Raw genomic sequence first — 25,083 nt, forward strand, 5'->3', positions numbered from 1 at the left:
GGTACTTCCTCTGGATAGGAAGCACCCCATGTAGAAATTAAAGTAGTGGTAGACTTTATAATAACATGGGGTGCACTCAAAAAATAGAAGGGTCTTATCGTAGATCAAAATGAAAAACTTTAAGGGAAATTGAATACATTGGGAGGGTTGCTTGGTTAAAAAATGCAAAAGAGGAATGCAAAATTCTTGAAGAAAGAATGCTTCCAAATCAATTTACAATCGCCAAACCGCAAGTTTTTGAGCTTGCTTTGGATAGATATTCAAGACGAGAAATGTAGTTGATACTGCCTAAAGAAGACACCACAATTAGATCACAAAGACCACATATCATACGCAAATTAGATGTATCCTCTATGAAGTAAGCTGTTGGGAAAATTCAGAATTTAGCATATGAATCACCAAAAAAATTTCTTCAATCTTGATAAACTCATGTGACCTTTGAAGGGTCTCAACATCAACAGATTATATACACTAAGTCACCTGTGAGGGGGACGCAAAAGGGACATTGCTTCAAAACAAGGGGACATAAAAGAGACATTGAGATTTTAAAGGGGGACTTGAAAGGGACGTATGCCAAAAAAAGGGGACGTAAAGGGGACATTTAACGATTTTCTTTGTACCCACGGTTTTGCTAGGCTTTGCCTAGCCCCACGCCTATGGTGGGGGCAAAAACCCCTTATGCTCTTCAAGATGTTTTTTACTTTTTTTATATTGAAGTAGAAAAACACTCAAAAAGAGAATAAAGATAGAGATTAAAGTGAGAAATGTGTGTTCGGTTGCTGTGAAGAATTTAGATGATTTAGCAAAAGGGAAAGAGCCTTCTAGATATGTTATCTTTGTGCTTTCCATATAATAAAATTTCATCTACACAAATTCGAGAGAACTTGTGTATCTCCTTTATTTAGTATGATTTAAAAACATAAAATCCTGGTTTTTATACAAAAAATCCAGGCTTGATCGTCGCAGAAACGTGTTGAATCAATAATATATAAACAATAAATTTGAAAATGACTATTTACATTTTAGCGATGTCTAAAGTTTATAATTTCCCCATGTTATTTCTGATAATTATTGTTATGTAAATCAACTTTGTATTCACTACGGAATGAACTTTTAAGTTTTAAGAACTAAAAAGCCATTTGAGAATCTAATAGTTAAGACCTTTATTTGAATGTTTTATGAATAAAAAGATGAATTAAACATATAAAGTAAAAGTAAATCAAATTATTATAAATATCATTATCGTTTTACCCCTGTGAATATAGAGAGGAAGTTGAAGAATTGATTAATGTAACCATTAATTTAATGAAAGTTATTTTGCATAGTACTATGAGAAAGAACTTGGTTTTTATGAATTGTTACTTTAGTTCAAGAGCCATTTTGTTATCCGGTTCTAAGAAGCCATAAATTATTTTGTTTACCTTGAAGGTTTTAATTATTATCAATACAGATCATGACATGAACCAATAATACAGCCCGTCTACAGCTAAAAAATAGAAAAAACTACTGGTGCCGCCCAATCAGTAGTTTTTTCTATTATACCAAATCATCTAGTAAGAGCGACCCTTTATAGTTTCTGAAGTAACTTGCTCAAACTCTTATATAATATATATTCCAATCAAAAAAGTTTGGGTATATCCAGATACCAGAAGTCGCTAAAGCCAAAGATTATTAAGGCTTTTATTTTTGATAACAACTAATATATTAACTGATAACGCACTAATACAATATTTTATAAAGTAAATATAATAGCATTATGAGATCTTGTAAATGATTTTATTATTCCCATTGGCTTTAATACCATTATCTAATGGCATTTTCAAATGAATGATAATCTATTTATCATTTTATTATTGCATTTTGAAATATTCTACTCATTCTAGCTTTTTTTAATTGTAAGGGATCAATAGTTGGGATGATGTTAGGAAGTATAGGAGCCATGAGATTGCCTACAAGGTTACTGTGAGCCGTATCACTATTTCCCGTTACAGGATTAATAAAAGGTCCCGTAGGATCTATAGCATTAAATTTAAATATATTATTAAAAGGTTGTTTATCAAGTTCAGTCAATAAAACATGTCCTGCTTCATGTGCAAATGTAAAAGGGGCATTTAAAGCTCTATTGCTCAATGCAATAGAGCCAAAGAGTGTAAATTCAGGTATATCATCTTTGATTCTAAAATCCTCAATTATGACTCCTCCTGCACCTATAGGGCTAGTACTACCTGAAGAAACTGCAAAATCATTCCCACTCGTATAAACAACATATATCCCAATTGGATTGCCAATCTTATGTTTAACTTTCTTAATTAAACCTTTAACCGGACCCTCCATTGCTGCTTGAAAACCTAAATTGGTCACATCTATTATTGTTTTCACTTCAAATATAGGTTGTGGAATAAAATTTATATTACACATTCCTCCCCCATTCCATATCTGATTCGCCAAATTGATGTCTCGATTAAATCTTTTTTGCCGTCCATTAAAATCACTAGGTTTAGAGCCTGCAGTAAAGATACCATAAACATTAACTTGAAGGTTATTTTGGTATTGTTGATCGGGCCCAATTTTTAATATTTGACTAGACTGGAAAACCTTATTTGTTTTTTTTTTTGACTTTCTATTATTCAATTGATGCACTTCCTTTTATATCGTTAATATAAGCTATGAAACTACGGCTAATTTGCTTGTATACTTATCCACTAATAGGGATAAAATAAAAATTTTCAAAGCTAAAATCCAGTGACATAATCTATATAATAAAAAACTACTGAACTCTAATCAGTAATTTTTTCAATCATGGTATATAAAAGTTAAATTTACTATGTTTTTCGAAACCTCATATATACATTTAACAAAGAGCGCCCATTACTTATTAATGTACAAGATGATCTTAAATATGTTTACGATAAGAACATCTACATTAACTAAAAGAGGTTAGGTTAAAAACGCAATAGTCAAAATCGCTGTTACACCCTAAATAAATGTTGTCATTCCAATTACATTTTTCCAACAACTAGGTAAATTATAGAAGATAAATTAGTAAGTGTATTTATAGCCTTACCTTACGATGAATAGTAAAGTTGTTAAACACTTAAAATCGATAATTTAGTTCACTAGTACAACTAGGCTTTTATGAACCATCTTACCGTTAATTAAGATTAATGATTATAAAATATGATATTCTCTGGTTTAAAAGGGAGATGAAAAAATGGGAGACAAAACTAAAGATGTACTTTCTATTGAAATTAAAACCACAGATGGAAGAAATTACACAATTAAAGATGAACAATCTATATATGACATAGAGGAGCAATTAATCGGTAACAAGAAGTTACATTTAGGTAGATTCCTTTCAGTTGTACCTGACAATCCATCCTTAGATAAACAGAGGAAATTTGAGCACATGTATTTTAATATCGACCAGGTTTTAAGTATTAAATACTTAAAAAAGTTTGATTGAAAGAGGTGAAGACTTTTTTGAAGTTATATCTTTCATATCATTTTTCATAGGTCATAACACATGTATAAAATGTACGCGTTTTATTGATCAATTCCAATTTCACCTACCGAAGGAACATTAAATTTTCATCGATAACGATGTATCAAAATGTACATATTCTGAAAAAATAATCCTCGGTAGACGTCTACCTCCCGAAGAGTTCTTTAGAATGGCATTCTAAAACTAACTTTATATATCGTATACACTCTAAATTGAAAAAACTCCCTTAGACGGTAGGGAGTTTTTCTTTTAACTAACGAGACTTTAGATGTATTTCACTTTATTGATTGGACAATTCACTTGAAGTCAGTTAATGAATAGAGTTTATTTACTAGTTAATACAATCTTACCTTAATTCCTTTGGAAATACATTTTCCCCACATCAAAAGCCTCTTCAGTTAATCAGCGAATAAGCCTTCCATGTCTGTAAAATTCATTATGGTAACTAAAATTTTATGTTCTACAAACCTACTGTTTGAAAGTAGTTTCTTTCTGTCATATCATTTGTTTTTAATTTTAATCCTGGCTTTATAAAGACTACAAATAATATATTTGTTCGAAGGAACTTGCAAGATAATCAAATCCCCGAGGACGTAATGTTTCAAATTGTTGATGAATTTTTATTCTTTCCTCTGATCCGCCAGGAAGTTTGTAAAGTTCTGTAACAGGCTGCTCGTTATTTAAACATTCAATAATTCTAAAAAGCATTGTTCGAAAAGCTTTTTTTAGTTCATTATATTCATTTGGAAAACGCTCATCTAGTGCATTATATTCAACTAATGTCTGATGCATATGCATAAATGATAGTTCTTTCCATTCAAGAGATAAGATAAGAACGTCTATATTTGGATGTTTTTTAACGAAACGATAATGATTACCCCATTGTTCTTTAAGTTTTTTCTTAGATATTGGATGCTCTTGATGATAAGCAACTGTAGAGGGATCTAAAACAAATTGCGCTCCGTTTTTATATAAACGATATCCAATTTCCCAATCTTCTGCCCCATAACCAACAAAGGTTTCATCGAAATATCCAGATTTGTTTAATTCTTCTTTCCTTACTGATACATTTCCACTTAAAAATGCGATATAAGGAAGTGTAAACCCCTTAAGCCTCTCCCCAAAATGTTTTAACCCACTATTAAGGAAATATCGGTTAGAAAATGATAAACTTTGAAAGCGTTCTGTATCAATATCTTCTATTGTTACAAGCGGATAAGGTTTCTTTGATTTATGTCTAGTACGTTCGTAACTTTCGTATATTTCCATATACTTAGGATCTTTTCTCACTAGATCTTTTAGGTGTGCAAATTGATCTTCATTATAATCCGGCATAATAAAAGTATAGACTCCTTCATAATGCATGGCTCCCGTGACTACAAGGTTTGTTTCTTGCAAGTGATGTTTATAGTGGTTTTGAATAAAATGAGGAGTCACTAACATTTCTCCATCCAAAAAGATTAAAACATCTCCTTCAGAATGCTTAATTCCTATATTGCGGACAAAGGAACGTCCTTTATTTTTTTTCATACGTATATATTTAAATTTGAATGGGACGTCAATTTCTTTTAAAATATCACGAGTTTTATCAGAAGAAGCATCATCTACTAAGATAACCTCATAATCAGAGTCGGGAAACGTTTGTTTTGAGAGGCCGTAAAGGGAAAGGGAGATTTGATTATATTTATTATAGGTAGGCATAATTATACTAACTTTAATTGGATGGTTATGATTATTTTTTATACTCATCTTATATAAGCTGTTGTCCAAATTATGGACTTGATTAATTTCACTTTTGGTTTCTCTTAATTTGTTTTGATTATTTTCTCCCTTTTTTCTATAATATTTTCCCTTTTTATAATATTTTCCATTGTGAGGGTTGTAATAATGACCATAAGAATCTATTTTAATCATCCTTTCCTTTTTTTTTATAATATTCAATTGGTGGAAAAATGCCTGTACAATACAAAAAATGAGTTATAAATGCTGGGGAATTGATTAAAGAATAAAGTATTTTGAAGTAATAATACTTTCATGAACCTCATCTAAAAAATTATTGTTCCAGATTAAAATGTTAAGAAATTCAAATTCACCTTTTTTATTTAACAATTTCTATGTGATTTGGGAAAAGATAATCAGAAATAAGAATTAACAATCTCTATTATCCGAAAGAGCCACCGCTGTAAGTAAGCCTTCAATTCAATACTTAAGTACTTGCCTATAGTGTTATATATCTGTGATTACCGATAAGCTTTATTATGGTGCAAGAAAAAGTCGCTTTTATATAGTGTGGCTTGCGCCACTAGTTTAGACGCAAAAACTATCTCCGTCCCAAACTGCGTTTCTAACAACAGATTCATGGTTTGTATGCGGAAATACGGAAACAGAGAGTCAGTACGTGACTCAAAACATTGCTAGGAAAAGAAGATTCATAATCTTAATAATGCTGGGATGTGCCCCAAATTTTGCCCGAAGTAAAGAACCCATCTAACCTCGTCGTATCTATAAGATGCGGAACTTGGTAAGCTCCTTGTCACTTGTGTAAACGGGAAGGGGCTCATAAGATTCAACGATGTGACAGAGGGTAAAGGATAGGAGAGAAAACGAATGTCGTTATCTCGAAAGAGAACAGGAAGGTAGGAAACTATATAACTCGATGGATACTATTGTTTTCTGGGGGGCAATGTTATACCTTCTAAAACATAATTCCAAGTCCCAGGGTCATTTGGGATTCTAGGTACTTTAACTGCACATATTTTATCAAGTCCCCAATCAATTTCACTTACACCCTTGAAGCCTTCTTCTGGGCAAAGAATAAGAATATTGAACTGACCTTTAACAATTCCCTCCAAAGTCGATTGTAATTCTACAGCTTGTTCATAGGTAGCCGCCCATCTAATAAATAAAATAGATTGAGAACTTGTAATTTTTTCGAAAAATCGATCGATTCGATGGGTAAGTTTCTCTTTATAGGAAACATATGTTGCACTCCAATGTTGATTTGGAATTATTGGGAAATCATGTACTGAAATAATATTGTAATGGGTATCTTCTATTAAATAAGATTTGACACCTTCAATCAAGACTCCGTCATTACTAAATGCAAATGCTCCATCTATCAATTGCATATTTTCAAGTTCCATAAAGCCATTGAATTTATTTTTAAGTAGTCTATTAACATCTGAAAGTGATAGAGCTACACTCCAATCTAATGGTCCAGCGATTGTCCTTAAATTTAACCGTTTTAATTCCATTGCCGGATTACAAGCGCTACCTAAACTAACAATTACATCATATAAGCCCTTAATTTCTTTTAGCTTCAACAGAATTCTCCTTTTTTTATGACTCACTATATAAGATGATTAATTGGATAAATTTGATTGGACAAGTTGTAAAAAAGATGAATTATAAAAATAAGCTCCAGAGGAAAAAATACCCATTTAAAAGATTCTTTAGATATCGATAAACTCCATTATGTTGAGTAGATCTGTATATGATATACATTAAAAAAACAAGGAAAAGCACTGAACAGGTCTCAGTAGCTTTTCATGATACATGTTGTCAACTCAAAACAATGTGGATTTCCAAATGGACGCTTTAGAGCATCCTGGGTAGTTTGCTCAAGATATTAGATTCGATTAGTTCTTTTAAAAACTAACTTTGTATATCCCTTACACTTTTAACTTCTTCATCATTGGCTAAAAAATTTATAGAAAGCACTATCAGGTAGAAAGAGGTTTTTAAGTTCATAATCCCGCATAATACACATTGAACACTCCGTAATAAAATAACTAGTTGTATTAGGATTATAAAATCCTGCCCGATGTAACCAAGCATGCATAATGGATCCTGCATCTATGCCAATATTGCCTACCTTCGATAGATCAACAATAAATGATAAAGGTACTTTGGTTCGGTTTAAAGCTGTTAAAGCCAAAGTAAGGGAATCATTATCAAGGGAGCCAGCAAAGATCTTCGCTTTGGGAGCGAGACGCAAACCGTTGTCACGTATAAGTCGGGTGAATTGATCCATAGCTATGTTCGTAGCCACTAACCCATTGGGAATACGTGGTCCAGTATACCAAGCAGGTTGTAAATTCCGTATTGCATACACATTATTGCAAGCAGCTAAATTAGAAATACCATTATTAGCTCCACCATTCCATTTTTGCCTCAGATGATGGAACCAATTAAATAGTACAAGTGAAATGGCATCTTTAATACCTTGTTCTTGTGTTAAGGTAAATTGATTATCAAGGTCAAAATAAATAAAGGAGGGTAAATTGGTAACTCCCGGAGGTGTAGGGACAGGTATTGCTATTTCTCTGAATGCAGCGGGGTACTGTGGCGTAACGAAATTTGGTTTTAAAACATCCTGTAGAATAAGTTCCATACTGATGAGGATCGGTTGAATATTGATTGGCAAAGAGATGTTCTCCTTTCATAAAAGATATTTGTACTAGTAGAATATTCACTTGAATGAAAAAAGTTTGGACATGTGAAGATAGATAGAAAGCCATTAAAATTGAGAGTTCCAATTTCTTAATAATAATGATTATTTCAACTGGATAATCTTTACTTACTGTATACGTTTAGAATAGAAAAGAACGCTGAACCTCGAGGCTGCACCCTTAGAGCGGATGTTGAAAAAATCACAGTTAGTCGACCTTGGATGGAAAGGAGGGTCAAGCTTTTTTTAGATAATAGAGGCGTGCAATAAAAGGATATACTGATCAAGAGTGTTACATCAAAAGATGGGAAATGGGGAATGTTGTTTTAAGAATTTCCATGGAATCTTAATGAGGGAGGGAAAAGGCAAGGATTTACGTACCAGAAGTATTAAAAAATCAATATATTTATATAAAGAGACAAAAATAATTAAATCGACAATCTCCAGTAAATTATCGTAACGAGCAACTTGTTGCATAAGGAAATGGGGATCTTAAACATGTACAACTAGATCAAAAAACAGGGAGCTATTCCCCTTAGGAAATAGCTCCCTGTTTTTTGATTTTCGCTTTTTGGATCCTTAACCACTTCATCGTTGTTAAGTAGCTTGCTAAAGTAGTTGGCTAAAGTAGTTGGCTCCTATCCATTTTACCCTTAACCCACAGCCTTTGAGCCCGAATTAGATCCCAAGCTCCATAAACTAAATATAATCGTGATTAAACCAAGAATTACACTTGACCAAACTTCTCCATTTGTTAATGAATAGATGAATGGGAAAATTACAAACCAGACACCAGTAATTGTTGAAACCCAATTTTGCCAAGAATTCCAACCAGGCTTGTCATAGCCCCACAATGATACAATAACTTGAATAATTCCAAAAATAATACTTGACCATAAAGCTCCTGATTGATCTGAAAAACCAATAGCCCAAGGTGCGATAATAAACCAGATCCCAATTAATGCATTTAAATTACCCCTTATTTTCACGGTTACACCTCCCAAAGGTCTATGAAATCCCTAAAGATTTCATTACTGAATTATATGCTTAAAAATTATTAACATTAACTAAAATGAGGATACATAGTGATTTATAAAACAACACAAACAATCTGTAGAGGGCAGATTATTTGTACTCAAATAGGGATTAGGGCTGCAGGTCTTAACTGTATTTTATATTTCTCATTTCACTTTATAATTACCTGTAAAATTACTATCTTTGTATATTAATATTTTTTAAATAGGAGAAAAATTGTCAAAATAATCATATATTTTTACTTTCTTTTATATTATTTCCTTATGTTCCATATAGAAGGGAAGGCTAAAAATGGAGGCAGAGATAAACTCTTTATGTACCCCAATCCCTGGTCAAAAAAGCAGATCGAGTCGTAACTTTTCACTTTTTCATTTACCTACGAATAAAAAAGTTAGGGTTGTAGTTGAAAGGAAGTATCAGGGTATATCATTTACTTTTGATATTATGAGTGATGATCTAAACAGTACAGATCATGTCATTTGGCATAATGTAGGAAATGGTTCAATTCTTAAAATGCCAGATCTGATTAGACAAAGTAAGGGATGGTACATCGCAAACCCTTCTATAAGTTCTACGGTAGGGTTCACAGATTTGGTTCGGGAAACATTTAAAGTAAAGTTTTATACATTAGAATAAGCATATAAGCTAACCAAAAGTTGGTTTGTGAAATTCATGAAATAAGAGGAACAAAAAGGTAGAACACTGTGTCAGTTTTTTTCTTTTTTGTTTTCAAGCCAGTGAAGCAATATATGTATAGTAAATACCATGCTGTTAGATGTTTTCCATATAGATAACCCACCTAAAACAGGCCTATGACCATAAAGTAATTTGTATTCTTAAAGTCATCTGTCTTTGTAAAAACTAACTGAAGGAAAACTTAACTATAGGGGGAAAATTCTGAAACGAGTATTTACACTAATAAAAAATATACATGTTCAGATACAAATAAAAATGATTATAATCATTAGTTCTAATCTGCTCTATCCCTAATAGTGATAATTATGTAAAAGAACATGCTCCTTAGTTGTATTAGTATGAGGTTCAGTAAGAGGTTTGATTGCATAATCCTATATTAATCATTGATTAATGAATTGTTTTTCCTCTTGTCCTAGGACACAGAAAATTTATAAATATTTTTATATAGGGAGAGTCACTGGCATCATTAGTTCCAACGGCTATGCTTCAGCTAACTTCATTATTTATTCCTTTCTCCATAAATTGGCTAATCTCAAGGATTTATAAGAAGGAAAAATAAAATATAAAAAATTCTTTTATATTCATTTAAAACCTTATATTTTCCTTTTCACTACAAACCGGTACTAAAAGAAATAACTTCTCTACTCTTTTTCTATTATTAAAAATATAATAGAGACATACCTATGGTCGCACAATGGGTCGCTTGCATAGTTAACATAATCGCAGGTAAAAAAACTTAATGATATTAATGAATACGTTAAAATAACTTAGCCTACTCAAATTTTAAGAGTAGGCTTTTTATAATTGTTATAACTTTTTCGGCTTAGAAGGAGACGGGGTTCCCTCGGGCACAAATGTAAAATAGCTAAGTTTTAAGTATAATTTTTGAAGATAATAGCTAGTTAAATCAAGAGTAGGAAGTAATAAAGGATAAAACCGACAACAAGTAAGCTAGCCCATGTTTTGAAAATTTCATTATATATATTCTATAGGACGTAAAGTGAAGTTTTATTCCCTAATATCTATTATCTTAATTAGTAAAGGCAACAGCCATAGTATATACAATTTATATTTATGAATTGATAATTATAAATTGTAGAGTAATTGGTACATCTTTTGAAGGAGATTCTTCTAAAGTTAATTTTCCTTCTTCAACTGTGTAAGTACTTTGAGGCTGCAGAATACCATTTATAAATAAGTTAATATAGGAAACTTTATTCGGTGACAATATTTTGGCATCTCCGTATTGTGGTACACCATCACTGTTTAAATATTCAAGTTTCTGTCCATCTGAAAAAGTAAAGTATAATAAGCTAGTTGTTGGTATTACTCCCTGAAGTGGTGGTCCTTGAGGTCCCGTGGCTCCTTGAGGTCCTGGTGGTCCTTGGGGTCCTGTAGCTCCTCGAGGTCCTGTAGCTCCTCGAGGTCCTGTAGCTCCTCGAGGTCCTGTGACTCCTTGAGGTCCTGTAGCTCCTTGAGGTCCTGTGACTCCTTGAGGTCCTGGTGGTCCTGGTTTTAGACAACAGCAAGGATGAGATTTACAGTAAGAACAAAATTTATTAATACATGAAGGATCCCTTCTAGAAAGGGAGTCCGGAAGTTTGTACTCACTGTAAATCTTTTTAGAGTAACGTTTTTTGCATTTCTTTTTTTGATAACATAATTTTTTATAATAATGATCTTTGTGCTTTATATTCATCCTATCTTTACCTCCTCCTTTCAGTTAATTTTGTTTTAATGTATTCTCATACCGAATAAAAGGGGATAAATTATATACTCAGTTAATGTAATTTCGGAAATGCATAAATAAAAAGAGAAGATCACATTTGTGATCTTCTTCTTAACCAATATAGCTCTTCACCTTAATGGATAAAAGTTTCTAGATTTATACAAACAATAGTTAATATAATTATGAAATTAATGGTATTACGTACTAATAACAGTAGTAACTGCTAAAGTACTCGTTGGTGTTGAAGTGGAGGTTGCTGTGTGAGTCACTATTTCTAAAGTAACAGGTGCTCCAACCGTGACATCATCATCAAGTGCTAAATCAGTTGGTGACAAAATGTACGCACTAGTTGGTTGAACTACACCATTAACATAAACAGTAGCATAAGAATTAGAGGCAAGCGTAGGTAAGACTGTAAGAGCAGTTCCATTTTCATCAATAAAGCTTCCAGCAGGTACGGTTGTTGTTAGGCCAACAACCATTTGGGCTGTAACGATTGCAGTAAATCTAGCAGGTGTAGGAGCAACACTGGTTGCAGTGGCAACTGTAACATCTCCGGTAATAGTGCTAGTAGCTGTAAAAACCGGTTTAATAATAGGCATATAAATTCACTCCTTCATAATTAATTAGTGAAGGAATTATTAGATAGTCCTTCTTTCTATTAATAATCCAAATTTCTAAATTCGCAACTGTCAAATGTCTATAGTTCGTCCACATATTTCTTATTTCTTATTTCTTAATAATTAATACTTTTAGACATAAGACTTTGAATATATATTTATATATTTAGTTATTCGCCGTTTCTAAATCAGGGGAGAAGAATAATACAATAGAGATAAGACTTTTTCAAGTACCTTGCTAACAAGTTAAAATCAAAATTACAGGTAACGTATATTATAAAGTTGTTTCTTGCCTCTTTTTTATTAATAAATTCACATGAGAATGCTAAACTTAATATTTTTAGAAAGGGGTGTATATGAATGCCTATTGTAAAACCTTTTATGAATTCCCTGAAATTCAGTTCTATAGCAGGAAATGGAACAGGCACAGGTCCTGGATACACTATTCTTGCTACAGCTTTTACGACTGATACAGGTATAGCTGCTACAGCTTTTCCATCATCACCTGCATATTATAACCTTTATATTAATGGTCAAATTCAAACAGCTGATACATCGACTATTACCACTGCTGCCATTACTATTCCAGATGGTGACACACTCTCTCCAGCAACTCCAATTGTAATAGAATTTGTTGTAAACTAGTCGTATCCTATTTCTGGACTAGTTCTTCTGTAAGCAAATCAGACATTTTTCAGAAATATGTATTTCTTATTTTCAAATAAAGCAGTGATTAGACAATAGCAAGGATAGAAATTATATCACAAACAAAATACTAAAAGAGATGGAGTCTCAAGCATAACACGATCATATGATTGCTTATAATAGTTAGGTTTACATCTCTTTTTTCAACAGTATATCTTCTTTTAAATAAGTAAAATCTACCTGTCACCTTTATCCCCTTACGTTTTCTTTATTCAGGTATCAAATAAAGAGGGAGAAATTATGTAATGTGACCATCTGGATTTACATAAGAAGCTTCTAATTGCTTTATGACAAGCTACTGACTAAATTCAGTAGTTTTTTTATTTATTGTATTAAGATGAGGGTTGCGGAAATTAACCTCACTTAATTCCCACCTAATGATTGGGCTTTTTGGCGCATATATATAAACATATTCATTTATAAAGGAGGGGAGATATACACATTTTCTTACTTCTCTTATATACTGAAACGATTTATTTTATTCTAAGAGGTGAATTAATTGCCATATGTAAATCGGTTTTTAACCAATGCCAATGGAGCTATTACATTTACAGGTAACACATTTGGGTTAAATAAACAAGCTAATGCTAATGCTCCTGGAACTGCAGGGTCAATTGGAACGTTCTTTAGTGTCAACCCAACTTCTGTAGACGGCTCCTTTCCTACAGGAACTACTGCGAATTACTTACAAAATTCCTCCAGTGCTATTTTAAGACTTCCATCTACTACTACTCAAATTCTATACGCAGAATTAATATGGGGAGGAAGCTACCTTTATGGTGGAGAGGATGTTAGTTCTGCTCTAAATAATGCTGTCACTTTTATTACTCCTAGCAGAACGGTTAGTGTGCAATCAGATACGGCTACACGCTTTACCTTAACAAGTTCAAGTTTTTATTATGTGCGTAGTGCAAATGTAACAAATTTGATTTCTCAAGCAGGTACGTATTCAGTTCTAGGAGTTCCTGGAACACAAAGTACAACAGAGAACAACGCTAATGCAGCAGGATGGACACTGGCTGTAGTGTATGCTGATCCTTTACAAAAGTCTCGAAACTTATCTATTTTTGTTGGAGCAGAATTAACGAGTTCAGCTACAGGAAGTTCTACAGCAGCTGTATCTGGATTTGGCACGCCTATTACAGGAACAGTAAACGGAAGATTATTAGTAAGTGCTATTGAAGGAGATTCGGCTATAGTAGGTGACCAGCTTCAATTTGGGCCTACAACTGCGTCTTTGCAGCCTGTCTCTGGTCCTAATAATCCAATAAATAACTTTTTTGCTTCTCAGATTAATAACGACAGTGGTACATTAGATACAAGTGGACAGTTTGGCAGTTTAAATAGTACACCAGGAGGTAGCTTATCTGGTGCGAGACAGGGCTGGGATATTACCAATATTGACGTCTCAGCCCGTTTATCAAATAATCAAACTAGCGCCGTCGTACGTGGGACGACAAATGGAGATACTTATGTTATTAGTGCTTTAGCTCTTCAAGTAGATATTAATGCACCTGTTTTAAATGTATCAAAATCTGCTAATGTTACATCTGCTCGAACAGGGGATATCATTACTTATACAGTTCAAGTAAGTAATACTGGAACTGCTGCAGCCAATGTCCTAATAGCTACAGATCCATTGTCTTCAGCAACAACATTTATTCCTAATAGTTTACAAGTAGATGGTGTTACTCAGACAAACGTGGATATTCGAAATGGTCTGCCCCTTGGAACACTGAATATCAATCAAACTCGAGTTTTGACATATCAGGTTAGAGTGGTTGGCCCTCTTACATCAATCTCTTCTCTTGGTAATCAAGTTTTTATTAATTACCAATTTGAAAGTACACCAGGAAATGTATTAACTGGATCAGGTGCGTCTCCTGTTAATAGCGTAACAGCTATTAATACCCCTCCTACAGTTCCAAACTATACTATTACAAATCCCGAGGATACTGTAGCAATTGGAACAGTTATTGGCAATGATATTGATGGAAATCCATTAACATATCGTATTGGTACGAGGCCAACCAATGGAATAGTAACAGTTAATCCTAATGGACAATTTGTCTATACCCCTAATTTAAACTTTAACGGAACCGATCAATTTACGGCTATTGTAGACGATGGGCAAGGAGGAACAGCTACCTCCATAGTTACAATTATAAATACGCCTGTAAACGATAATCCTGTTACTCAAAACTATGCAGTTATCACTAATGAAGATACCCCTCTAATTGGTCAGATACAAGCTACAGATGTGGATGGTAACTCACTTACCTTTCAATTACAGTCTCCACCAACAAATGGAACAGTTACTGTAACTAACAGTGGTTCCTATATATATACCCCTAATTTAAATTTTAACGGAATCGATCAATTTACCGTGCTGGTATCAGATGGCCAGGGAGGAACGGCCGTTTCCACGGTGACAGTCACTGTTACACCGGTGAATGATCCACCAACGGTGCCAAACTACACGTTCAGTACACAAGAAGACAGCCCAGTAGTAGGTGCCATAGTAGGGACAGATGTAGACGGAAATCCTCTTAGTTATCAGTTGCAAAACAGGCCAACAAATGGAATAACTGTAGTGAATACCAATGGAACCTTTAGCTATCAGCCAAATCTAAATTTTAATGGAACCGATCAATTTACGGTGCTGGTATCAGATGGTCAGGGAGGAACGGCCGTTTCCACGGTAACCATTAATGTCATACCCGTAAATGATCCTCCAATTACGTCCAATGTCAGTTTTACCATTGCGGAAGATAGCACGTTAATCAATCGAGTTGTAGCGGTAGACCCAGATGGAGATCCATTAACCTTTAGCCTGCAAACGGCACCTGGCAACGGAGTGGCGGCAGTAAATGCCAATGGAACCTTTAGCTATCAACCGAATTTAAATTTTAACGGAACTGATCAGTTTACGGTGTTGGTATCAGATGGCCAGGGAGGAACGGCTGTTTCCACGGTGACAGTCACTGTTACGCCGGTGAATGATGCACCAACGGTGCCAAACTACACGTTCAGCACACAAGAAGATAGCCCAGTAATAGGTGCCATAGTAGGGACAGATGTAGATGGAAATCCTCTTAGTTATCAGCTGCAAGTTGCACCAACCAACGGAGTGGCGGCAGTAAATGCCAATGGAACCTTTAGCTATCAACCAAATCCGAATTTTAATGGGAGCGATCAATTTACCGTGTTGGTATCAGATGGTCAGGGAGGAACAGCCGTTTCCACGGTAACCATCAATGTCATACCCGTAAATGATCCTCCAATTACGTCCAATGTCAGCTTTACCATTGCGGAAGACAGCACGTTAATCAATCAAATCGTGGCAGTAGACCCAGATGGAAATCCGTTAACGTTTAGTTTGCAAGCTGCGCCTGGCAACGGAGTAGCCGTGGTGAATGCCAATGGAACCTTTAGCTATCAACCGAATTTAAATTTTAACGGAACTGATCAGTTTACGGTGTTGGTATCAGATGGCCAGGGAGGAACGGCTGTTTCCACGGTGACAGTCACTGTTACGCCGGTGAATGATGCACCAACGGTGCCAAACTACACGTTCAGTACACAAGAAGACAGCCCAGTAGTAGGTGCCATAGTAGGGACAGATGTAGATGGAAATCCTCTCAGTTATCAGCTGCAAGTTACGCCAACCAACGGAGTGGCGGCAGTAAATGCCAATGGAACCTTTAGCTATCAGCCAAATCTAAATTTTAATGGAAGCGACCAGTTTACCGTACTGGTATCGGATGGCCAAGGAGGAACGGCTGTTTCCACGGTAACCATCAATGTCATACCCGTAAATGATCCTCCAATTACGTCCAATGTCAGCTTTATCATTGCGGAAGACAGCACGTTAATCAATCAAATCGTGGCAGTAGATCCAGATGGAAATCCGTTAACGTTCAGCCTGCAGACAGCACCTGGCAACGGAGTAGCCGTGGTGAATGCAGATGGAACCTTTAGCTACCAGCCGAATTTAAATTTTAATGGAACCGATCAGTTTACGGTATTGGTATCGGATGGCCAAGGAGGAACAGCTGTTTCCACGGTGACGGTCACTGTTACGCCAGTGAATGATGCACCAACGGTGCCAAACTACACGTTCAGTACACAAGAAGACAGCCCAGTAGTAGGTGCCATAGTAGGGACAGATGTAGATGGAAATCCTCTCAGTTATCAGCTGCAAGTTACGCCAACCAACGGAGTGGCGGCAGTAAATGTCAATGGAACCTTTAGCTATCAGCCAAATCTAAATTTTAATGGAAGCGACCAGTTTACCGTACTGGTATCGGATGGCCAAGGAGGAACGGTTGTTTCCACGGTAACCATCAATGTCATACCCGTAAATGATCCTCCAATTACGTCCAATGTCAGCTTTACCATTGCGGAAGACAGCACGTTAATCAATCAAATCGTGGCAGTAGATCCAGATGGAAATCCGTTAACGTTCAGCCTGCAGACAGCACCTGGCAACGGAGTAGCCGTGGTGAATGCAGATGGAACCTTTAGCTACCAGCCGAATTTAAATTTTAATGGAACCGATCAGTTTACGGTATTGGTATCGGATGGCCAAGGAGGAACAGCTGTTTCCACGGTGACGGTCACTATTACGCCAGTGAATGATGCACCAACGGTGCCAAACTACACGTTCAGTACGCAGGAAGACAGTCCTGTAGTAGGAGCCATAGTAGGGACAGATGTAGACGGAAATCCTCTTAGTTATCAGTTGCAAAACAGGCCCACAAATGGAATAGCTGTAGTAAATGCCAATGGAACCTTTAGCTATCAGCCGAATTTAAATTTTAACGGAACCGATCAATTTACGGTGCTGGTATCAGATGGTCAGGGAGGAACAGCCATTTCCACCGTAACCATCAATGTCATACCAGTAAATGACCCGCCGATTACGTCCAATGTCAGCTTTACCATTGCCGAAGATAGCACGTTAATCAATCAAATTGTGGCGGTAGATCCAGATGGAGATCCATTAACCTTTAGCCTGCAAGCTGCACCTGGCAACGGAGTAGCCGTAGTGAATGCCGACGGAACCTTTAGCTACCAGCCGAATTTAAATTTTAACGGAACCGATCAGTTTACCGTGCTGGTATCAGACGGTCATGGAGGAACAGCCGTTTCCACAGTGACGGTGATTGTCACACCGGTGAATGATGCACCAACGGTGCCAAACTACACGTTCAGCACACAAGAAGACAGCTCAGTAGTAGGAGCCGTAGTAGGGATAGATGTAGATGGAAATCCTCTTAGTTATCAGCTGCAAGTTGCGCCAACCGACGGAGTAGCAGCAGTAAATGCTAATGGAACCTTTAGCTATCAGCCGAATTTAAATTTTAACGGAACCGATCAATTTACGGTGCTGGTATCAGATGGTCAGGGAGGAACAGCCGTTTCCACCGTAACCATCAATGTCATACCAGTAAATGACCCGCCGATTACGTCCAATGTCAGCTTTACCATTGCCGAAGATAGCACGTTAATCAATCAAATTGTGGCGGTAGATCCAGATGGAGATCCATTAACCTTTAGCCTGCAAGCTGCACCTGGCAACGGAGTAGCCGTAGTGAATGCCGACGGAACCTTTAGCTACCAGCCGAATTTAAATTTTAACGGAACCGATCAGTTTACCGTGCTGGTATCAGACGGTCATGGAGGAACAGCCGTTTCCACAGTGACGGTGATTGTCACGCCGGTGAATGATGCACCAACGGTGCCAAACTACACATTCAGCACACAAGAAGACAGCCCAGTAGTAGGAGCCGTAGTAGGGATAGATGTAGATGGAAATCCTCTTAGTTATCAGCTTCAAAATCCTCCAACGAATGGGGTAGCAGTTGTCAATCCAGATGGAACGTTCAGCTATCAACCGAATGCAAACTTTAATGGAACGGACCAATTTACCGTATTAGTCTCAGACGGCCAGGGAGGAACAGCTGTTTCCACCGTAACCATCAATGTCATACCAGTAAATGATCCTCCAATTACGTCCAATGTCAGCTTTACCATTGCCGAAGACAGCACGTTAATCAATCAAATCGTGGCAGTAGACCCAGACGGAGATCCATTAACGTTTAGTTTGCAAGCTGCACCTGGCAACGGAGTAGCCGTGGTAAATGTAGATGGAGCCTTTAGCTATCAGCCAAATCCGAATTTTAATGGGACTGATCGATTTACGGTGTTGGTATCGGATGGGCAAGGAGGAACGGCCGTTTCCACGGTGACGGTAATTGTCACGCCGGTGAATGATGCACCAACGGTGCCAAACTACACATTCAGCACACAAGAAGATAGCCCAGTAATAGGTGCCATAGTAGGAACAGATGTAGATGGAAATCCTCTCAGTTATCAGCTGCAAGTTGCGCCAACCAACGGAGTGGCGGCAGTAAATGCGGACGGAACGTTTAGCTATCAACCAAATCCGAATTTTAATGGGACCGATCAATTTACCGTGTTGGTATCGGATGGGCAAGGAGGAACAGCCGTTTCCACGGTAACCATCAATGTCATACCAGTAAATGATCCTCCAATTACGTCCAATGTCAGCTTTACCATTGCGGAAGACAGCACGTTAATCAATCAAATCGTGGCGGTAGACCCAGATGGAGATTCATTAACGTTTAGTTTGCAAGCTGCGCCTGGCAACGGAGTAGTCGTGGTAAATGTAGATGGAACCTTTAGCTACCAGCCAAATCTTAATTTTAATGGGACTGATCGATTTACGGTGTTGGTATCGGATGGGCAAGGAGGAACGGCCGTTTCCACGGTGACGGTGATTGTCACGCCGGTGAATGATGCACCAACGGTGCCAAACTACACGTTCAGTACACAAGAAGACAGCCCAATAATAGGTGCCATAGTAGGAACAGATGTAGATGGAAATCCTCTTAGTTATCAGCTACAAGTCGCGCCAATCAACGGAGTGGCGGCAGTGAATACGGATGGAACCTTTAGCTACCAGCCAGATCTAAATTTTAATGGAAGCGATCAGTTTACGGTATTGGTATCGGATGGTCAAGGAGGAACGGCTGTTTCGACCGTCACGATCAATGTAATTCCAGTGAACGATCCCCCAATCACTGCTGATTTAGCATTTACAATTAATGAAGATACACCTCTCACAAATCAAATTCCAGCGTTCGATCCAGATGGAGACTTGTTAACATTTACTTTACTGAATCCACCTCCATCAAATGGAAGTGTTGTATTAGGGGCAAATGGAGTATTTACCTATACACCAAATCTAAATTATAACGGGACAGATACTTTCAGTGTGTTGGTATCAGATGGTCAAGGAGGATCTTCCCTTTCCACTGTAACCTTAACAATTGTTCCAGTAAACGATCCTCCAATAGGAGGAGATAGGGCTGTTACAACGACTATTAACCTTCCTGTTACAAGTAGTATACCCGCTTCAGATCCTGACGATATTACACTAACCTATACTCTTCAGCAAATTCCAGCCAATGGGAGTGCTATTGTAAATCAAGACGGCATCTTCACATATATACCTAACAACAATTTTGTAGGTAATGATCAATTCACCATATTAATAACTGATCTAGAAGGGGCGACCGCACTGTCAAATATATTTGTGACAGTACTCCAAACAAATGGATCCACAACCACACAAGATTTACAGATCTCTACTAATGAAGATACGCCAGTAACAAATCAAGTTATTGCTACTAATGTAAATGGGAACCCACTTATTTATACTATTGAAAATTTACCTATTAATGGAGTAGTAACAATTGATTCTAATACAGGAATATTTACGTATACACCGAATACAGACTTTTATGGTTCAGATGCGTTCGTAGTATATATAACTGATAACTTGGGAGGAAACGCTACTTCATCAGTTATAGTTACGGTTGCTCCTATAAACGACTCTCCAATTGTTCCAAATTATCAGTTAACCACCAATGAAGACACATCAGTAACTTCTATGGTAATTGCAACTGATAGTGATAGTAATCAGCTTACTTATTCTCTACAAAATGCTCCCGTGAATGGGACAGTAGACGTAGGAATAAATGGGATGTATACCTATACTCCTAATGCGGATTTTAACGGAATTGACCAATTTACAGTGGTAGTAAGTGATGAGCAAGGAGGAACGGCTGTTTCTACCATCACGATTACAGTTCTGCCAGTAAATGATCCACCAGTAGGGCCAGTAGTAGTAACCTTGGTCACGAATGAAGATACGCCAGTGTCCAGTCAAATCACAGCGTTTGATCCAGATGGAGAAGTGCTGACGCACACCTTACAAGATCCTCCGACAAACGGAGTGGCAGTGGTCAATGCGGATGGCACCTTCACATATACGCCAAATGGAAATTATAATGGTCCTGATACGTTTACAGTGTTAATAATTAGCGACCCATCGGGCGCATTTATAGTGACGAGTGTATTTGTAACGGTTACGCCAGTGAATGATGTGCCAGTGGTGCCAAACTATGAGTTTGTAATCAATGAAGACACGACCTTAAATAGCCAAGTGGTGGCAACGGATGTTGATGGCAACCCATTGACGTACGGGGTACTGACAGGTCCAGTGAATGGAACGGTCGTCGTGAATCCAGACGGCACCTACACGTATACGCCAAATGAAAATTACAATGGGATAGATAGCTTTAGTGTAGTAGTAAGCGACGGCCAGGGAGGAACGGCTGTTTCTACCATCACGATTACAATTTTGCCAGTAAATGATCCACCAGTAGGGCCAGTGGTGGTAACCTTGGTCACGAATGAAGATACGCCCGTGTCCAGTCAAATCACAGCGTTTGATCCAGATGGAGAAGTCCTGACATACACGTTACAAGATCCTCCGACAAACGGCGTGGCAGTGGTCAATGCGGATGGCATCTTCACATATACGCCAAATGGAAATTACAATGGCCCTGATACGTTTACGGTGTTAATTAGCGACCCGTCGGGCGCATTTATAGTGACGAGTGTATTTGTGACGGTTACGCCAGTGAATGATGTGCCAGTGGTGCCAAACTATGAGTTTGTAATCAATGAAGACACGACCTTAAATAGCCAAGTGGTGGCAACGGATATCGATGGCAATCCATTGACATACGCGTTACTGACAGGGCCTGTGAATGGAACGGTCGTCGTGAATCCAGACGGCACCTACACGTATACGCCAAATGAAAATTACAATGGGATAGATAGCTTTAGTGTAGTAGTAAGCGACGGCCAGGGAGGAACGGCTGTTTCTACCATCACGATTACGATTCTGCCAGTAAATGATCCACCAGTAGGGCCAGTGGTGGTAACCTTGGTCACAGATGAAGATACACCAGTGTCTAGTCAAATCACAGCGTTTGATCCAGATGGAGAAGTCCTGACGTACACCTTACAAGATCCTCCGACAAACGGCGTGGCAGTGGTCAATGCGGATGGCACCTTCACATATACGCCAAATGGAAATTACAATGGCCCTGATACGTTTACAGTGTTAATTAGCGACCCATCGGGCGCATTTATAGTGACGAGTGTATTTGTGACGGTTACGCCAGTGAATGATGTGCCAGTGGTGCCAAACTATGAGTTTGTAATCAATGAAGACACGACCTTAAATAGCCAAGTGGTGGCAACGGATGTCGATGGCAGACCATTGACGTACGGGTTACTGACAGGTCCAGTGAATGGAACGGTCATTGTGAATCCAGACGGCACCTACACGTATACGCCAAATGAAAATTACAATGGGATAGATAGCTTCAGTGTAGTAGTAAGTGACGGCCAGGGGGGAACGGCTGTTTCTACCATCACGATTACGATTCTGCCAGTAAATGATCCACCAGTAGGGCCAGTGGTGGTAACCTTGGTCACAGATGAAGATACACCAGTGTCTAGTCAAATCACAGCGTTTGATCCAGATGGAGAAGTCCTGACGTACACCTTACAAGATCCTCCGACAAACGGCGTGGCAGTGGTCAATGCGGATGGCACCTTCACATATACGCCAAATGGAAATTACAATGGCCCTGATACGTTTACAGTGTTAATTAGCGACCCATCGGGCGCATTTATAGTGACGAGTGTATTTGTGACGGTTACGCCAGTGAATGATGTGCCAGTGGTGCCGAACTATGAGTTTGTAATCAATGAAGACACGACCTTAAATAGCCAAGTGGTGGCAACGGATATCGATGGCAATCCATTGACATACGCGTTACTGACAGGGCCTGTGAATGGAACGGTCGTCGTGAATCCAGACGGTACCTACACGTATACGCCAAATGAAAATTACAATGGGGTAGATAGCTTTAGTGTAGTAGTAAGCGACGGCCAGGGAGGAACGGCTGTTTCTACCATCACGATTACGATTCTGCCAATAAATGATCCACCAGTAGGGCCAGTGGTGGTAACCTTGGTCACAGATGAAGATACACCAGTGTCTAGTCAAATCACAGCGTTTGATCCAGATGGAGAAGTCCTGACGTACACCTTACAAGATCCTCCGACAAACGGCGTGGCAGTGGTCAATGCGGATGGCACCTTCACATATACGCCAAATGGAAATTACAATGGCCCTGATACGTTTACAGTGTTAATTAGCGACCCATCGGGCGCATTTATAGTGACGAGTGTATTTGTGACGGTTACGCCAGTGAATGATGTGCCAGTGGTGCCGAACTATGAGTTTGTAATCAATGAAGACACGACCTTAAATAGCCAAGTGGTGGCAACGGATATCGATGGCAATCCATTGACATACGCGTTACTGACAGGGCCTGTGAATGGAACGGTCGTCGTGAATCCAGACGGTACCTACACGTATACGCCAAATGAAAATTACAATGGGGTAGATAGCTTTAGTGTAGTAGTAAGCGATGGCCAGGGGGGAACGGCTGTTTCTACCATCACGATTACGATTCTGCCAGTAAATGATCCACCAGTAGGGCCAGTGGTGGTAACCTTGGTCACAGATGAAGATACACCAGTGTCTAGTCAAATCACAGCGTTTGATCCAGATGGAGAAGTCCTGACGTACACCTTACAAGATCCTCCGACAAACGGCGTGGCAGTGGTCAATGCGGATGGCACCTTCACATATACGCCAAATGGAAATTACAATGGCCCTGATACGTTTACAGTGTTAATTAGCGACCCATCGGGCGCATTTATAGTGACGAGTGTATTTGTGACGGTTACGCCAGTGAATGATGTGCCAGTGGTGCCGAACTATGAGTTTGTAATCAATGAAGACACGACCTTAAATAGCCAAGTGGTGGCAACGGATGTCGATGGCAGACCATTGACGTACGGGTTACTGACAGGTCCAGTGAATGGAACGGTCATTGTGAATCCAGACGGCACCTACACGTATACGCCAAATGAAAATTACAATGGGATAGATAGCTTCAGTGTAGTAGTAAGTGACGGCCAGGGAGAAACGGCCGTTTCTACAATCACGATTACGGTTCTGCCAGTAAATGATCCGCCAGTGGGGCCAGTAGTGGTAGCCTTGGTCACGAATGAAGATACACCAGTGTCCAGTCAAATCACAGCGTTTGATCCAGATGGAGAAGTGCTGACGTACACCTTACAAGATCCTCCAACAAACGGCGTGGCAGTGGTCAATGCGGATGGCACCTTCACATATACGCCAAATGGAAATTACAATGGCCCTGATACGTTTACAGTGTTAATTAGCGACCCATCGGGCGCATTTATAGTGACGAGTGTATTTGTGACGGTTACGCCAGTGAATGATGTGCCAGTGGTGCCAAACTATGAGTTTGTAATCAATGAAGACACGACCTTAAATAGCCAAGTGGTGGCAACGGATGTCGATGGCAACCCATTGACGTACGGGTTACTGACAGGTCCAGTGAATGGAACGGTCATTGTGAATCCAGACGGCACCTACACGTATACGCCAAATGAAAATTACAATGGGATAGATAGCTTCAGTGTAGTAGTAAGTGACGGCCAGGGAGAAACGGCCGTTTCTACAATCACGATTACGATTCTGCCAGTAAATGATCCACCGGTAGGACCGGTGGTGGTAACGTTGGTCACGAATGAAGATACACCAGTGTCCAGTCAAATCACAGCGTTTGATCCAGATGGAGAAGTGCTGACGTACACCTTACAAGATCCTCCGACAAACGGCGTGGCGGTGGTCAATGCGGATGGCACCTTCACATATACGCCAAATGAAAATTACAATGGTCCTGATACCTTTACAGTGTTAATTAGCGACCCATCGGGCGCATTTATAGTGACGAGTGTATTTGTGACGGTTACGCCAGTGAATGATGTGCCAGTGGTGCCGAACTATGAGTTT

At 38.2% G+C, this 25,083-nt stretch carries 11 protein-coding genes; 4 read left to right on the forward strand and 7 right to left on the reverse strand.

The genetic code is table 11. From position 1 onward, the window contains the following. Positions 1–1,842: 1,842 nt before the first annotated feature. Positions 1,843–2,631 (reverse strand): hypothetical protein, encoded by a 789-nt coding sequence (locus tag MKY06_RS29410; protein WP_098526679.1) that lies wholly within the window; start codon positions 2,629–2,631, stop codon positions 1,843–1,845. A gap of 580 nt (positions 2,632–3,211) precedes the next feature. Between MKY06_RS29410 and MKY06_RS29415 the strand changes: the two genes are divergently transcribed. Continuing rightward, entirely contained in the window at positions 3,212–3,463 is a 252-nt protein-coding gene (locus MKY06_RS29415; protein WP_029319701.1) for a hypothetical protein, read from the forward strand. Between the two features lie 576 nt (positions 3,464–4,039). Here the strand turns inward: MKY06_RS29415 and MKY06_RS29420 are convergent. The 4 genes from MKY06_RS29420 to MKY06_RS29435 form a co-directional block, all read right to left on the reverse strand. Beyond that, positions 4,040–5,416, reverse strand: coding sequence for a glycosyltransferase (locus tag MKY06_RS29420; RefSeq protein ID WP_116299273.1), 1,377 nt, complete (start codon positions 5,414–5,416; stop codon positions 4,040–4,042). Positions 5,417–6,165: 749 nt separating this feature from the next. Then, entirely contained in the window at positions 6,166–6,825 is a 660-nt protein-coding gene (locus tag MKY06_RS29425; RefSeq protein ID WP_098591092.1) for a DUF1796 family putative cysteine peptidase, read from the reverse strand. A gap of 368 nt (positions 6,826–7,193) precedes the next feature. Further along, positions 7,194–7,928 carry a hypothetical protein gene (locus tag MKY06_RS29430; RefSeq protein ID WP_098278562.1) on the reverse strand — a complete coding sequence of 245 codons (735 nt, stop codon included), beginning with the start codon at positions 7,926–7,928 and terminating at the stop codon, positions 7,194–7,196. A gap of 677 nt (positions 7,929–8,605) precedes the next feature. Then, positions 8,606–8,941 (reverse strand): SPW repeat protein, encoded by a 336-nt coding sequence (locus tag MKY06_RS29435; protein WP_098278561.1) that lies wholly within the window; start codon positions 8,939–8,941, stop codon positions 8,606–8,608. Between the two features lie 337 nt (positions 8,942–9,278). Between MKY06_RS29435 and MKY06_RS29440 the strand changes: the two genes are divergently transcribed. Next, positions 9,279–9,623, forward strand: coding sequence for a hypothetical protein (locus MKY06_RS29440; protein ID WP_098278560.1), 345 nt, complete (start codon positions 9,279–9,281; stop codon positions 9,621–9,623). A 1,132-nt stretch (positions 9,624–10,755) separates the two neighbouring features. Here the strand turns inward: MKY06_RS29440 and MKY06_RS29445 are convergent. Both MKY06_RS29445 and MKY06_RS29450 read right to left on the reverse strand, forming a co-directional pair. Next, on the reverse strand, positions 10,756–11,382 hold the full coding sequence (locus MKY06_RS29445; RefSeq protein ID WP_116299271.1) for a DUF4183 domain-containing protein: 627 nt from the start codon (positions 11,380–11,382) through the stop codon (positions 10,756–10,758). A gap of 227 nt (positions 11,383–11,609) precedes the next feature. Then, positions 11,610–12,014: a DUF4183 domain-containing protein gene (locus MKY06_RS29450; protein WP_272812626.1), complete on the reverse strand. Its 405-nt coding sequence runs from the start codon at positions 12,012–12,014 to the stop codon at positions 11,610–11,612. Positions 12,015–12,392: 378 nt separating this feature from the next. Between MKY06_RS29450 and MKY06_RS29455 the strand changes: the two genes are divergently transcribed. Together MKY06_RS29455 and MKY06_RS29460 are read left to right on the forward strand one after the other, a co-directional pair. After that, entirely contained in the window at positions 12,393–12,677 is a 285-nt protein-coding gene (locus tag MKY06_RS29455; RefSeq protein ID WP_016766751.1) for a DUF4183 domain-containing protein, read from the forward strand. Positions 12,678–13,236: 559 nt separating this feature from the next. Further along, on the forward strand, positions 13,237–25,083 hold an 11,847-nt coding region (locus MKY06_RS29460; protein ID WP_340962204.1), incomplete at its 3' end, for a tandem-95 repeat protein.

This window comes from Priestia sp. FSL P4-0332 (assembly GCF_038005845.1).
Classification (GTDB): Bacteria; Bacillota; Bacilli; order Bacillales; family Bacillaceae_H; genus Priestia.